General features: G+C 66.8%; 13 protein-coding genes. 5 read left to right on the top strand and 8 right to left on the bottom strand.

Annotated elements, in window-relative coordinates:
* Positions 1–1,855: 1,855 nt before the first annotated feature.
* From AB0B66_RS10805 to AB0B66_RS10780, 6 genes are all read right to left on the bottom strand, one after another.
* Positions 1,856–3,142 carry an ATP-binding cassette domain-containing protein gene (locus tag AB0B66_RS10805; RefSeq protein WP_360526287.1) on the bottom strand — a complete coding sequence of 429 codons (1,287 nt, stop codon included), beginning with the start codon at positions 3,140–3,142 and terminating at the stop codon, positions 1,856–1,858.
* Entirely contained in the window at positions 3,139–4,032 is an 894-nt protein-coding gene (locus tag AB0B66_RS10800; RefSeq protein WP_360526284.1) for a branched-chain amino acid ABC transporter permease, read from the bottom strand. The genes AB0B66_RS10805 and AB0B66_RS10800 overlap by 4 nt, the downstream gene beginning before the upstream one ends.
* Entirely contained in the window at positions 4,029–4,877 is an 849-nt protein-coding gene (locus tag AB0B66_RS10795; protein ID WP_360526280.1) for a branched-chain amino acid ABC transporter permease, read from the bottom strand. The genes AB0B66_RS10800 and AB0B66_RS10795 overlap by 4 nt, the downstream gene beginning before the upstream one ends.
* A 24-nt stretch (positions 4,878–4,901) precedes the next feature.
* Complete coding sequence (locus AB0B66_RS10790; RefSeq protein WP_360526277.1) at positions 4,902–6,089, bottom strand: ABC transporter substrate-binding protein; 1,188 nt, start codon at positions 6,087–6,089, stop codon at positions 4,902–4,904.
* 64 nt (positions 6,090–6,153) lie between these two features.
* Entirely contained in the window at positions 6,154–6,678 is a 525-nt protein-coding gene (locus tag AB0B66_RS10785; protein WP_360526274.1) for a hypothetical protein, read from the bottom strand.
* A 33-nt stretch (positions 6,679–6,711) separates the two neighbouring features.
* Positions 6,712–7,416 carry an SDR family oxidoreductase gene (locus AB0B66_RS10780; protein WP_360526335.1) on the bottom strand — a complete coding sequence of 235 codons (705 nt, stop codon included), beginning with the start codon at positions 7,414–7,416 and terminating at the stop codon, positions 6,712–6,714.
* A gap of 425 nt (positions 7,417–7,841) precedes the next feature.
* Between AB0B66_RS10780 and AB0B66_RS10775 the strand changes: the two genes are divergently transcribed.
* Complete coding sequence (locus AB0B66_RS10775; protein ID WP_360526271.1) at positions 7,842–8,636, top strand: hypothetical protein; 795 nt, start codon at positions 7,842–7,844, stop codon at positions 8,634–8,636.
* Positions 8,637–8,642: 6 nt separating this feature from the next.
* Here the strand turns inward: AB0B66_RS10775 and AB0B66_RS10770 are convergent, their stop codons facing one another.
* On the bottom strand, positions 8,643–9,590 hold the full coding sequence (locus AB0B66_RS10770; RefSeq protein ID WP_360526268.1) for a DMT family transporter: 948 nt from the start codon (positions 9,588–9,590) through the stop codon (positions 8,643–8,645).
* A gap of 235 nt (positions 9,591–9,825) precedes the next feature.
* Between AB0B66_RS10770 and AB0B66_RS10765 the strand changes: the two genes are divergently transcribed.
* From AB0B66_RS10765 to AB0B66_RS10750, 4 genes are all read left to right on the top strand, one after another.
* Entirely contained in the window at positions 9,826–10,398 is a 573-nt protein-coding gene (locus AB0B66_RS10765; protein ID WP_360526265.1) for a hypothetical protein, read from the top strand.
* A gap of 168 nt (positions 10,399–10,566) precedes the next feature.
* On the top strand, positions 10,567–11,436 hold the full coding sequence (locus AB0B66_RS10760) for an MBL fold metallo-hydrolase (RefSeq protein WP_360526332.1): 870 nt from the start codon (positions 10,567–10,569) through the stop codon (positions 11,434–11,436).
* A gap of 146 nt (positions 11,437–11,582) precedes the next feature.
* Entirely contained in the window at positions 11,583–12,191 is a 609-nt protein-coding gene (locus tag AB0B66_RS10755) for a hypothetical protein (protein WP_360526262.1), read from the top strand.
* Between the two features lie 19 nt (positions 12,192–12,210).
* Positions 12,211–12,336 (top strand): hypothetical protein, encoded by a 126-nt coding sequence (locus tag AB0B66_RS10750; protein WP_360526259.1) that lies wholly within the window; start codon positions 12,211–12,213, stop codon positions 12,334–12,336.
* 869 nt (positions 12,337–13,205) lie between these two features.
* Here the strand turns inward: AB0B66_RS10750 and AB0B66_RS10745 are convergent.
* Positions 13,206–13,967 (bottom strand): hypothetical protein, encoded by a 762-nt coding sequence (locus AB0B66_RS10745; protein WP_360526256.1) that lies wholly within the window; start codon positions 13,965–13,967, stop codon positions 13,206–13,208.
* Between the last annotated feature and the right edge of the window lie 332 nt (positions 13,968–14,299).

The following is a 14,299-nucleotide window of genomic DNA, read 5'->3' as shown; positions in this document are numbered from 1 at the left end:
GGCCGTAGGCGTGGCGTTCGCGAGCTAGACACGCGTGGCACGAACGGCCGTAGGCGTGGCGTTCGCGAGCTAGACACGCGTGGCACGAACGGCCGTAGGCGTGGCGTTCGCGAGCTAGACACGCGTGGCACGAACGGCCGCAAGCGATGGCGTTCCGGTACGGGCGTCGTGTCGGCACGGGCGTCCCGGTACACCGGCACGAGCGTTCCGGCACGAGCGTTCCGGTACGGCGGCACGAGCGTTCCGGTACGGCGGCACGAGCGTTCCGGTACGGCGTCGTGTCGACACTAGCGTCCCGGTACGCAGACACGAACGTTCCGGTACGGCGTCGTGCCGGCACGACGCCCGTCACGACCACGAGCGTCTCCGGCGACGCACCGGTAGCGGCCAGACCGAACCGCGCTCAAGCCGACCGGTCGCGGTCGGACCGGTCGGACCGGTCGGCTGTCGCGGTCGCGGTGGGACCGGTCGGACCGGTCGCGGTCGCGGTCGGACCGGTCGGCTGTCGCGGATCGCCCCGACCGGTCGGCAGCCGGTCGGCTGTCGCCGACCGGTGGAATCGGTCGGCAGGAACGTCGCACGGCAAAAGGCCGCACAAGATCACTCTCAGCGCGCGGCCCGGATCAGTTCTGCGCTTCGCGCTAGTCGGTCACCCCGACACCGTCACCCACACCCCAGGGTGACCGTACGGCCGTACGGTCACCCTGTCACCCTGTCACCCTGTCACCCTGTCACCCTGTCACCCTGTCGCCCCCGTCGCCCGGTCAACCGGTCAACCGGTCAACCACGTTGCCCGGTCAACCGGTCGCACGCGTGCCCGGTCATCCAGTTTGCCCGTTGCCCGGTCACCGCACAGTTGACCGCACGCTGACCGGGTACCGGTCATCGGTCCACGCCTGACCGGTGACCGTACGAACGTACGGTCAATGCTGGAATACTCGGCTTGCTGCAACGCCAATTCTCGCCTGCGAATCTCTTGGCGGCCTTCTCGGTTTCAGCTTCTAAGATGCTGAATCTGTTGCCAATGCGCTATGCATAAACAACGCAGATAAGCTAGCGGAAGATGTTCCTTATTCACGACTATGTGCCCCGTATTGGAATGAGAAGCGGGTGTGCTCTAGGTGGGTCAGGCACGATTCCAAGGCAAGTTGCATTACCGTATGTCGTCTCAGTGACAAGCACTTCGACCGCCAATCTCGCTGACAACCCAGTGGGCGCGGTGCCCCCGGAACGTGCAGCTTGAGAGCCATGAGCTGCTCATTCGTCCATCGCAGGCCCCGGGCCTGGCGGGCTGCACCGTGCTTACGGCCTGTAGGTAATGAGCTGACGTGAGAAAACGGGCCACCAGGCTGATGTGCCTGTGCGGCACTCATTCGGCATCGTTCGTGAGATGCGAAGTAGACGGTCTAAACGATACCGTCGAGACACACGACTGAGTCGTGGAAGGCGGCGCCGGGGTAGGCCCGAGCGCCGCCCATTCGGAAACATCCCTTGAGAGATGAAGGAGGTCCCGTGCTCGGGATCGTACCCCCCAAACGGCCTGTCGTTGGACGGAGAGCGCCGTTGGCTAGTAAAAGGCGTCGGCCTCGTGCTTCGAACGGTCGGTCCGCGGATCTCCTGGCGGGCTGGGAAGGTGTGCTGCTGGCACTAGCGGCGGTCATCTCTGCGGTCACGTTCCTCATCAATGCGATGAAGTAGTTCTGACTGCCCCGGGCACACGTACGGCACAGCATGCGGGTGTCGCGCCGACGGCGCGACACCCGCATGCTGTCGTAAGTAGTCGATGGCGCTGGTCGGCGACAGATCTGGACGCAAGCTCGGAACCTAAAAGGCAGGCGACCGGCGGTGTTCGCGGTCAAGCGCGCGCTACATAAAGATCAAGTGCGACGGTGCGATGCTCGGCGATCACTGCAACTGATCCCGTGCCGAGCAAATCGGTGATGGCGCTCTGAACCGATCGGGTAGCGGCTGCGTCGAGACCCTCAAATGGTTCGTCGGCGAGCAGCACTCGTGGTTGGGTAACCAGCGCGCGGGCGACAGCAACCAACTGTTGTTGGCCGCCCGACAGGTGGCTGGCACGCCGTGTCAGTAAAGCTGACAGTCCGGGCAATCGGTTAGCGATCGAGACGATTGCGGTTTTGGTTGCACCGCTGACCGCCAGTAGGTTCTGTTCGACGGTGAGCTTGGTGAACAGGCGTCGTCGTTGAGGCAGGAGGCGGACCCCAGCACGTGCACGTGCGTCAACGTTTATCTCGGACAGAGGGGTACCGGCCAGCAGGATCGAGGTGCCTGTAGGCGCTGGTTCGATACCCGCGATTACGTGCAGCAGGGTGGACTTTCCGCTCCCGTTTGGTCCGGCGATCAACTTGGCCTGCCCAGGTTGGAGATCGAACGTGGTGGCGGCCATACGGTCCGTCACCGGTATGTATGCCGACAGGAGCGCATCGCCGGCAGGCTCTGTGGCCCGTGCGATCGCGATGCGGCTGACTGACCTGGCGCTCTGTCGGGTGATTGGGTGCAAGGATCCTGCTTCAACTGCGCTTACCCGGTCGGCTACCAGTTCGGTCAGTTGGGGGTGGTGGTCAGCGAGGAGCACTCCGATGTGAGGGCCGAGGCCGCGGAGAGCATCGGTCAGGGTATCGATCTCGTCGTCGGGAAGTCCTGCTGACGGCTCGTCCAGCAGGAGCAGCGTCGCGCCGGAGGCCAGCGCGATCGCCAGTTCAAGTCGGCGCTGCTGACCGTAGGACAAAAGACCAGCTTGGCGTTGGAGGAGGTGGTGGAGATCAAACCGCTGCAGTACCACTTCGGCATGCGTGGCCGTGCGGGGGTTTAAGGCGAGGTGCTCGGCGACGGTGAGGGTCTGGCAAACTGCTGGGTGCTGCCAAGTCCTGCCGACCCCGAGGCGGGCGATCTGATGGCGCGGACTGGCGGCGATATCGCGTCCGTTCAGCAGGATGCGGCCATGATCGGGGCGAAGGCCACCTGCGATCGTTTCGAGCAGCGTGGATTTTCCCGAGCCGTTGGCGCCGACGATGGCGTGTACCTCCCCTGGGTGCACGTCAAGATCGATGCCGCGTAGGACCGGGGTGCGACCTCGAGTGACTCGCAACGCCCGGATAGCAAGCAGCGGGAGGTCGCTCACGGCGCCGCCTGCAGGCGCCGATGGGGCAGATACGCCGCGACGAGGAAGACCAGGCCCAGCAGCAGCGGCGTGTGGGCCGAGAGGAAGCCGCCGGACAGGTCGCGCACTACGATCAGAACGGCGGCGGCAGCGACCGCTCCTGCTGCGGATCGGCCGCCGATGATCGCGGCAAGCAACGCCAGTGCACTTATGTCCGCGGACATGTCGGCTGGCCCGACGAACCGGTGAGCGGTCACCAGGAGCGCCCCAGCCACACCGGCTGCTGCTGCGGCTGCTACGTACGCCAACCACAGTTGGTTCTCGACGTGGTGGCCGGTGGTGCGGAGGTGGGCTTCGTTGTCAGCGATGCCCCGCCAGATCAGGCACGTCCTGCTGCTGCGAAGCCGCCACAGCCCGGCGAGAGCTATCGCAGTGACGGTGAGGCAGTACAGGTAGATGTGCCCGTCGGCTGTTAGTCGCACGTCAGGCCCCAGGCTGGTCGCAGGCGCGGCGAGTCCTTCTCCGTGTTGGGCCGCCGCGGTGTAGGCAAGTTCCCCGGCCATCAAGGTGAGGATCATGAACAGGGTGGCCCGGGTCCGGACCAGCGCCACGCCGATGACTGCGGCGGCCGTCACGCATGCGCCGACCGCGACCGCCAGCAGCGCTGGCGCGCTGGTGGTGACGTCCCGTGCGCACCACGTCGCGGCGTAGGCGCCGAGGCCGAGGTAGGCGGCTTGGCCGAGGCTGGGCAGGCCGGCTATCAGCAGAACGTGAGCGCTGGCCGCGATCAGCGCCAGGATCAGAGCGTAGGCGGCAACGGAGACGGTATACGCGTCGGCAAGCCAAGGCAGCATGGCCGCGGCAACCGTAGCCGCAGCGATGGCGAAGCGATGGAGCACCAGCTGTTTCATGAGGCAGGCTCGCGACGGAGGACGGCGCCGACAAGCAGTGCGGCCGCGAGCAGTGCGTAGGGCAGGTATGGTGCGGCCTGCGGCCACGCTGCGAGAGCTGTGGTCTGCAGTTGGCCGACGGCCAGGGCGACCGGTACGGTGCGAGCGATGCTGCCGGCGGCGGTGACGGCGATGAGCAGGCTGGTGACCATGATGCTGTGGTCGACGCCGGGCGCGGGTCCGATCAGCGGGCCGCCGAGGACGCCAGCGACTGCGGCGAGCGCGGTCGCACCGGCAAGGATGCCGGTGCGCAGCAATTGCGGACGCTGACCCAGCAATGCCAGCGCCGTTGGGTCTTCGGCGCTGGCGAGGACGAGCGATCCGGTGCGGGTGTGGTGGAGCAGCCACCACAGTCCGCCGATCAGTGGCGCGGTCACGGTGAGCAGCGCCAGCCGGTAGGCGGGATAGGGCTGTGTGCCTATATTCACGGCGTGGTCGAGGCCGGGTGGTGCGGCGACCGACAGTGGATCTGCGCCCCTTGCGGCGGTGAGCAGGTGGCCTCCGATCAGGGCCATGCCTGCGGTTGCCAGGGCCTGCCGGAGGTGCCCGGTCACAGGGCGCAGAAGTCTGGCGAAACCCGCTCCCGCGGCGGCCCCGCAGATGACCGCGATGCCGATCGCCGCGGCCAGGCCAGCCCAGGTTCCAGCGAGCGCCGCGGCGATGTAGCCACCGGCGAGGAAGATCATCCCGTGGGCGAGATTGAGGGTGGCGCCCGCGTAGTACGCGAGCGCCATCCCCGATGCGGTCAGGCACAGCAGCATTCCCCAGCAGACACCGTCGATGACGACGACCAGGTAGGTGCTCACAGGTGCCCTTCGTCGAACTTCGAGTCAGGCGCCGATGGTGGCCAGGGTGGTCACCATCGTGTTAGCCGGGGTTGCGCCGGTGACCTGGCGCAGGTACCAGGCCTGTACAGGGGTGTGCTGGGCGTTGAACCGCCAGGTGCCACGCGGGCTGTCGACGGTCGTGATAGCGGTGATGGCAGTGTTGATCGCCTGCGGGGTCGGGTCGGGTCCGGCTGCGGCGATGGCCTTGTCGAGCAGCGCGGCGGCGTCGTAGGACGTCAGGTGGTACACGGTGGGCGCGCCCTTGATCCGCCCCGCGAGCGCCGTGGTGAAGGCCTGGTTGGCCGGTCCAGGCAGGTCGGGGGAGTAGTTAGCCACGGTGTACACCCCGGCGGCGGCCGCGGCCTGGGCCTGCAGAGCGGCGCCCTCGGTCAAGAACGCCGGCCCGTACAGCGGCACGGTGCCGTGTAGGCCGAACTGCGCGTATTGGCGCACGAACTCGACCGCCGGTGCGCCGGCGTAGAACGCGTAGACCGCTTTGGCGCCCGATGCTTTGGCCTGTGCCAGCCACGGGCCGAAGTTCGTGGTAGCCGGGTACGGCGTGAAGACCGGCTTGCCGTCGGCGTTGGCGAGCTTGCCACCAGCGGCCAGGTAGGCGTCGACGAAACCGGAGATCTGGTCGTGGCCGCCCTGGTAGTCCGGGCCGATGACCCACACCGGCCCGGGGACGGTCTTGGCGATGTGGGCGGCGATCGCCTTGCCGTAGTCGCGGCTGTCGAAGCTGGTGTGCCACAGGTACGCCACGTCGCTGATGGTCGACGGGCGGCCGCCGACGCCGATCAGCGGGATCTGTGCGTCGCGGGTCGGCCCGGCGGCGGTGGCGACCGCTGGTGCGCTCGCCGCGCCGACGATCACGGACGCCTTTTCCTGCTTGATGAGGCGGTCGACGGATGCGCGGGCGGTGGCGCCGCCGTCGCCTTCTTCGGCCACGATGACGCGGACTGGATGTCCGCCGAGTTTGCCGTCGTGCTGGTCGAGGTATAGCTGCCAGCCGGCGAGCATATCGGTGCCGATTGCGGCCAGCGGCCCTGTCTGTGGGGCGAGGATGCCGATGGTCAGCGTGGTGGTGTCGGTGCTGCCGTCGCCCATCGCCGAGCCTTCGCAGCCGGCGACCGCAGTGGCGGCGATGGCGGCGGCGAGGGCGGTTATGAAGGCCCTGCGTGTGGTGTACATGTTCCTCCCGTGTTGTAGTGCGCGCCGACCGCGGCGCAGTCTGCTGCGCCGCGGCCGGCGGTGTTCAGGTGAGATCGACGACGCTGATGTCGCCGAAATATGCCGCGCCGGTGCCGATGGCCGCCTGGAACTTCCAGTCGATCTCCTCGTCGGCGACAAGGCCGGTTTCCGGTGCTATGGCGATGAGACCGAGCGTGCATCCCGTTTCGACCTGCCAGCCGGCCGGTCGCCTGGCCCAAGCCCACGTCATCCTGCCGACCACCAGCCGGATGGCCTCAGCATCGACATACAGCCGCACTGCGGTGACCTTCGGGAAGTCCATCTCGTCGAGGTCAGACGGCCACGGACGTACTCCCCAGCGGCGGGCCAGGCGAGTGGTGTCTGCGATGGATCGCTGGCCGGTGACAGCGGCGATGACACGCGGTTCGCCGCTGCTGGGCCAGACCCCGGCTATCAGGCGGGCAGCCGAGGTGCTCACGCCGGGCCGCGGTACCGGGTCCTGCAGGTCGCGGTCTGCCCAGGCGGTGCTGGCGGTGGCGTCGGGCATGGTCAGGTGCCGTGACCAGGCTTGTGGGTCGTCTCGGTTCATCTGTGTTCCTTCACCCCCGTGAAGCGGCCGCTGTCAGTGGCCGGTGGCTGCACCACCGTCGATGGCATAGAAGCCCCCGTTGGTCGTGCCCTGCTCGTCGGCGGCGAGGAAGAGCACCATGCGTGCGACGTCGTCGGGTGCGTTGATACGCCCGACGGGAATCGTGTCGACCATCCGTTGCATGATGTTGTCCGGGATAGTCTTGATCATCTCGGTGTCGGTCAGGCCTGGGGCCACGACGTTGACCGTGATGCCGCGCGGGCCGAGTTCGCGAGCCAGTGACCGGGCGGCGCCCTTCAGCCCGGCCTTGGCCGCGGCGTAGGTCGTCTGCCCGACGGCGCCGAGTTCGGCCACGACCGACGAGATGAAGATGATGCGTCCGAACTTGTTGGCGTGCATTTTCGGCATCGCGCGGCGAGCGGCGTAGATCGGCCCGATGAGGTTGGTGCCGATGACCGCAGCGATGTCGTCGTCGGTCGCGCGCCGGATGGTGGAGTCCCGGGTGATCCCAGCAGCGGTGACCAGTACCTGAACCGGGCCGTGGGCGGCTTCGACCTCGCTGAACGCCCGGTCGATGTCGATCGATGAGGACACGTCGCACTTGACGGCAAGAAGGCCGTCCGGCGGCGGGCTGTGGTGGTAGGTCACTGCGACGCGGTCGCCGGCCGCAGCGAATCGCTGCGCGATGGCCAGGCCGATTCCACGATTACCGCCGGTGACCAGAACTGAGCGTGACACGTTCTGCCCCCTGTTCCAGAAAACATCGGCGACTGTGCAAGTTGCATCTCGCACTGTCGCCGACACGCGATGAGCTGCAAGATTTACCCATGACCGAAAGTGACACAAGAACCACTGAGTTCCGAACTCCGAGTGATAAGCGTCGATAATTGCAAACGTCAGTGCCTGTGAGCTGCTGAAATTGAGGGCAGCACGAACTGAGCCGCTGAGCTAAACTCACCAGCTTCACGTGACCGGCGTCACCTCACCACGAGAGACGCTGTTCGTATGTGGAACATCAACGGGGAGTAGTGGTGGGCGAGAGGGAACCGGGCCGAATACGGCCTCGCAGTGAGGTACGCGGCGGCAAGGCCGCCGGGTTGCCGGGGCGGCGGCTGAGTCGCGGCGGCGAGCTCAAGTCGTTGATGAAGACGTGGCGGGAGAGGATGGATCCCGCCACGGTCATCGGCCTGGTGCGCGACAACGGCGACTTCCGGCGCCGGCTCAGCCAGGAGGAAGTAGCGCAGCTCGTGGGGTCGTCGGCCAGGTGGTACGGGTTCCTTGACCGTGGCGACCTGTCTCACTCCTACAGCGACGACTTCCTCGACCGGGTCAGTGTCGTGTTGAGGCTCAGCCCGGACGAGCGCAAGATGCTGTACCTGCTGGCGCAGGGCCGCGATCCCGCTCCGGCCGTACCGACGTCTACGCCGTCGGTGACCCGGGCGGTGCGGCAGATGCTCGACTCGACGCCGTGGCCGGCCTGGGTGTCCGATGTCGCGTGGGACATCCTCGCCCTCAACCAGGCGGCACTGGACTGGCTGCCGCACCTGGCCTATGAGCTCAACGTGATGCGCTGGGTCTGGCTGTACGGCGAGGCCCGCGAACGGCTGACGGACTTCGAGACCGTGTGGTCGCCGCGGATGCTCGGCCAACTACGGATCCAGGTCGCCAAACTGCCCGACGACCCCAGACTCATCAGCCTGCTCGACGAGGTGCTGCGCGCCGACGCCACCGCCGGGGCCAACTACTCCTCCGCGCAGTTGTACTCCCACCCCGACGGTGACCTGCGCCGACTGAAGGTCCCGTTCCGCGAGGAACCGGTGTGGGTCGAGGTCGTGGCGGCGAACCTGCTTCGTGAGGGTGACCTGCGGCTGCTGTGGCTCGTGCCGACCGAGCCGGACATGGTCGACTACTGCCACCGCGAGCTCGAGCGGCGACTGAACGAGCAGCGCGAGGGCTGACAGTTGTCACGCTGCCGCGGCCGGCAATAATGCCGGCCGCGGCAACGCCGCGATTCCCGGACGGGCGACGGTCGGATGGGGAACCGGCACCGACACCGGACGGTGCAGGGCCGCGACCAGTCCTGCGCATACGGTCAGTACGCCGAGGACGGCAGCGGGCCGGGGGGCGGACGCGGTGCCGGCTGCCGTGACCGCCAGCGCGGTGACGGGCACCAGCGCCACGAACACGCCCGCCACATCGGCACCGATCCGCCTGATGCCGTGAAACCACGCCAAGAAGCTCGCGGCGGTCAGGACCAAGCCTAGGAAGGCGACCACGGCCGCCTCCGTCGGCGTGGGCGCACGCAGCTGTTGCACCTCTCCGGTCAAGACCGCGAAGACGACCAGCATCGGCACCGCGAGCGCGCAGCTGTAGGCGGCAACTCGCAGGGCGCCCAGCCTCGGTGTCAGCTGCGCGGCCAGGAGCGTGAACACGACGTCGCAGACCAGCGCGGCGGCTGCGGCGCCGACGCCCGCTGTTGTGGCGGTCCCCGCCCCGTGCACCAGCGTGGTGCCGATGACCACGATCGTGGCCGACGCAAGAGTCTGTCCGTCCGGCGTCCGCCTGGACAGCAGCGGGGCCAGAACGGCCAGGCCGATCGGCACGCAGCCGACGATCGCGGCGACGACCGCGGCGTCGGCATGGCCGAGCGCCGACATCAGCGCGATGTTAAATCCGGCCAGACCGGAGGCGGCCATCGCCGCGAGTAGCAGCCAGTCGCCACGCCCGATGCGCACGGCTGACGGTCGCTTGACTGCGAGCGCGGCCAGCAATGCGGCCGCGCCGAGGGCGTAGCGGGCCGCCTGCGCAGATGCGGTCGGGAACTCGGCCAGTACCGCGCTCACGGGGATGGAAGCGCCCAGTACCACCATGGCGGCAGCGCAATATGCTAAGCCGGATGTCGTGCTAGACATGGAACCTCCTCAAGATCCCATGTTTGTATAGCAGAACTCCGGCGAAGTGGCACCTGTCTCCGCTTTTCGTGGGGTGTGATCAGATCCTCGGGGCGGATCTTGCCAGGAGCGCCAGCTTGAGGATCGAGATTTGGTCAGGCTGTGCTCGCCTCGTGTATTGCCCGCTGCCGGGGATGACGCCTAACATCTGCTGACTAATGCTTTACAAAGTGTCGGTACCTAGTTTGGCGGGGACATGGCGAAATCCACCGACGGGGACGGCTCGGGGGTGCACGCGCGCAGGCTCAACCTGCCGCGTATTGCCGAGCCGCAGGTGACCATCGACGGCCCGGCGATGCCCGGCGAGGCCGTACCACTCTCGTACGAGCCGGGACGCGGCCCGCTGACGCGGGACGAAGTCCTGGCGAACTACCGCAGGCGGCAGCGGATCAGAAACGACAGACTGCCGCCCGACAAGCACGAGCAACTCGCCGAGCAGCTTCCCGACGCCCAGGGCCCCAAGGACCCCGTCAACGTACGGATGTCCACGCTGGTGGTCGAGTACCTCAACCTGTACGCGCTGCTGGAAGACCTGCCCGTCACTGCCGTGCTCGAAGCCGCGGTCATGGAGATGGTCCTGCGCTCGCCGCAACGGCCCGACAAGGCCAAGGTGCGGTACTTCGAGCTGCAGGAGGCCTTGAACAACGGCAAGGCGCTGGTCGAGGCACCTGCCTCACCGTCGCCCCTCGACCTGGTACGGCTGCGCCAGCAGGCCGCCGAGCTGACAGCCGCGATCGACGACCTGGAAGGCGGCGCTCGCGCCAGCTGATCAGTCATGTAGCACAAGCCGGGTCGGTGTCGTCCGACAACTGCTGGCCCGGCACCCAACAATCTGCCACACTCCCATGCGTCTATTCATGGTCGGGGGAGTGCAACGTTGGCCGAGCAGCAGCACGCGAACACATCCAGTCCTGAGCTGGTAGAACTAGCCGAAGGCGTGCTGGCCTACATACAACCTCACGGCGGGTGGTGCGTATCCAATGCTGGTGTCCTACTGGGCGACGGGGGTCCGGTGCTCATCGACGCGACCGCCACGATCCCCCGCGCCCGCAGTCTGCGTACAGCCCTCGACGCGCACACGCCCGAGCCGGTGCGGACGTTGGTCGTCACCCACCGGCACGGCGACCACCACTACGGTGCGATCGAAGTCGCGCCGGAGGCGACCGTCATCGCCCACCACCACGCCCGCGAGCAGATGATCGCCGACGGACTCAACCTCACCGGCATCTGGAAGGACGTCACCTGGGGAGACGTCCGACTGCGCCCTGCGTCGGTCACCTTCACCGAGCGCATGACGATCCACTGCGGCTCCCTCCGTGCCGAACTCATCCACCCGGGCCCGGCCCACACCACCGGCGACACCATGGTGTGGCTGCCCGAGCAGCGGATCCTGTTCGCTGGCGACGTCGTGTTCTCCGAGGTCACGCCGCTGGTCATGATGGGCTCCATCACCGGCTCCCTATGGACGTTGCAGCTGCTGCGGGAACTCGACCCCCAGATCGTGGTCGGCGGGCACGGCCCGATCGCCGGACCGGAGGTGATCGACGCCAACGAGGCGTACCTGCGGTGGGTGTGGGACGTCGCCCGGCAAGGGCGGGTACAAGGCCTGACCCCGCTGAAGACGGCCCAGGGCGCGGACCTCGGCTCCTACGCGCAGCTGCTCGACTCCGAGCGGCTGGTCGCCAACCTCCACCGCGCCTACGCCGAACTCGATGGTGCCGCCGAAGGCGCCGAGCTAGAACCTTTCGCGATCCTGGCCGACATGATCGCCTTCAACGGAGGAGCCGTTCCGATCTGCCTTGCCTGACGGTCGACCGGGCCAGCCGGGGTAGATTGGCAGCCAGGCCCGGTTGGTCGCTGCGTCGCAAAGGACCATTGGCCGCCCGGCGGTGTTCGCGGCCGGGCCGGCAATCCGGTGGTCGGTTGGCGACTTCATCGATACAGTTGTTCGCCGTGGCTCGACCAACAACACCTGCGGCGCTCGACCGCTTCGCCCGTTCCTATCAAGCCTGCGTCCTATGTGGGGCAACGGTCGACCTGGTCGTCGCGCACGTCGACGACCAGAAGCAGACCCTCGCCCGGCAGCGTGCCGAACTGCCCGCGTTCGTGGACCCCGACCAGCGCGACCGATATGCCGACGCCCGGTTCGTGGCGGAGTTCCACCACCCGCGCAACGTGACCCGCCTGTGCCGCACGCACGAGGACGAGTACACCGCCGGCCTAATCGACCGGCGCGACCTGGTCATCGCTCGTGAGGCGGCGATCCAGGCCGCCGGCCCGCTGCCGTTCCTGCGGTACCTCTACGACGAGTCGCGCGCCGACCACCACTGCCGCGACCTGATGGGGCAGATGTACGCCGTCCGCAAGATCAATGAGTTCTGGCGCAAGGACTGGCGCGAGTCACCGCCGCGGTTCCTGATCAAGCCCAAGGCGCGCATGATCGGTGCTATCCACCAGCACTTCAATGTGGGCGTGGGCCTCGGCGGGGGAACCGGCTGCGGCGGGTGCCCGCACTACTGTGAAACCGAGCGAGGCATCCCGAGCTGGGCGCCGAGGCGCTGACGCCGCGGGGTGGTCGACCATGGCCACTCCGCCTCCGCGGGTTGTCTCGTGCGGCGGCGTGCAGTCGGCCGCGCTGCTCGTGCTCGCCGCGCAGATGCGCATCGAACTCTGCACCTTCCTGTCCTCCAACGTCGGTGACGACTGACGGCGTGACGCTGTCGGTGGACAACCGTGTCGAACGTCGGTGGCCGGCCACCAACTCGACTGCGACGGCGGCGGTGGTGTGCCTGGTTGGCCGGAGTCGGGATGGTGGCTTGGATCCCGGCTCGGGGTAGCAGGTTGCGGTTGGCGCGGCTGCTGTATGCCTTGGCGGCCAGTACCCCGTTCGGTCTCGTAAGGGGCCGGCCAGGTCCCATCCGGGGGTGCGGACGGCGGCAAGCGCCGCTGCGAACTGGGGGCTCTCGACGGCCTGTCCGGCAGTGACCAGCATAGACAACTGCGTCTGCGCCTCCTCGGGGTCCAGATACAGCTTGGTGTAGTAGCCGCACCGAGGCCGGCCAATCGCGGGGCCGGCTGGTTCGCCGACGTGGGACTCGCTCTTCCGGTCGCCATCCCGGCGGCACCGGCGGCGTGCTGATGAGCCCGCGCGGTCGTGGAACTGGCCCTGCCGTCCCAGCCGATCAACTCGCAAGCGTGCTGGCCGCCACCTCCCAGGCCACCGCCGAACGTGAACTGCGCTCAATCGTAGGCATCGAAGGATTGTCGTTGCGGTCGACGGCTGTAAGTTCCCACTCGAACTGAGCAATTCTGACCCGCCTGAGCTGGGACTGTCCAGTATGAGTGGGCCTTGGCCGGCGCCTCATGTCCCACTCGAACTGAGTAATTTCCGGGCGGCGTCGATATCCTCGGGCGGCATGGAGTTGAGCCGGAGCGCGGAGAAGATGCGTTTGTCCGGGCTGGGGCGCATACTTCCAGCTCCAGATCGACAAGAACGACATCAGCCAATAGGCGCGTGCCCCGTCAGCACGACGACACCTGCCCCTGCGTCGGACAAGAGGCTAGGCGACAGCCAATTCACGATATTTCGATTCTTATGCCTTCGCCATCGGTCACCAAAATCGCCGTCGGCGGGCCGAACCTTTCCGCCTCTGGTACGACAATGAACTGGTTTCCTCGAACGGCCAGCAGGCGTAGGCCCGTGTAGCGGTACTTGTAACCGTCGGTTACGGACAGTTCGGTGGTCGTTATGCCAGGCCCGGTCAGCGACTGGCTCTCTTTGGAATAGATCGTCACGCTCTTGAGCCAACCGTGCTCCTGTGTAGCACGCAGTGCCTGTTGGAACCCAAGGTTGGAGGCATACGAGCCAGTAGCCGCGAGCATCAACGCCATGACGAGAGCGGACGATGCCCACGTGCTCAATCTGCTGGTGCTCGTCTCTCGGGGCAGGGGGGCTACGTCCTGATTGCGAAGATGCGACGCGTAGTTGTACAGCAGCACTCCCGCTGAGCCCAATAAATAAACCGGCCACCCTGGACTGCCGGACCAGTTCGACAGAAGAACGTGCGGTAACCACATAATTAAGAACATAAGGACTAGAACTGCCGACATCAGCGAAATCGAAAAGACGACAAGTCGCGCTGAACGCGCGCGCATTGTTTGAGAGATCATGCCCTTGATCGCGCGGTGCATCGCCGCTGCAGCCAGTGTTAACCCTGCAATTACTGCGATCGGAGAGACGAGCGCCGCGAAACTGTCCGCAGCGTTCTCCTGGCTCTGGAACTGTAGCCCGATTGCCCCGCTGACACCGAAGAAGCCGTAGTAGGCCGATGCCCGCACGTATGCAAACCAATATAGACAGGCTGCGAGCAGGCCGACCGGCGCAACGAAATTGGTCAGGGCGGACCAACTAGAGGACGCTGCGTCTTGCGCAGCGGGTGGCCGCTCGTCTCGCGCAGCGGGTGGCCGCTCGCGCCCGCTGATCTTGCGCTTTAGCCGATCTGGCATCGGACCCTTCCTGTACCAGTGGCTCGACGTCCAACGCCGGGATAATACACACCGATTGGTCCGCACGAGGTCGGTGCCGAAGGCCCCCCACGCTGTCCATCGGATCATCAGCACGCTGCCGCCCGCCCTCCGTGCCGAGGAGACGCAGCTCGTTGATATCGATC

Origin of the sequence: Catellatospora sp. NPDC049111, from assembly GCF_040648615.1 — a bacterium.
GTDB lineage: Bacteria > Actinomycetota > Actinomycetes > Mycobacteriales > Micromonosporaceae > Catellatospora > Catellatospora aurea.
The sequence above is the reverse complement of the archived record's forward strand: the minus strand, read 5'-3'. Positions and strand labels throughout refer to the sequence as shown.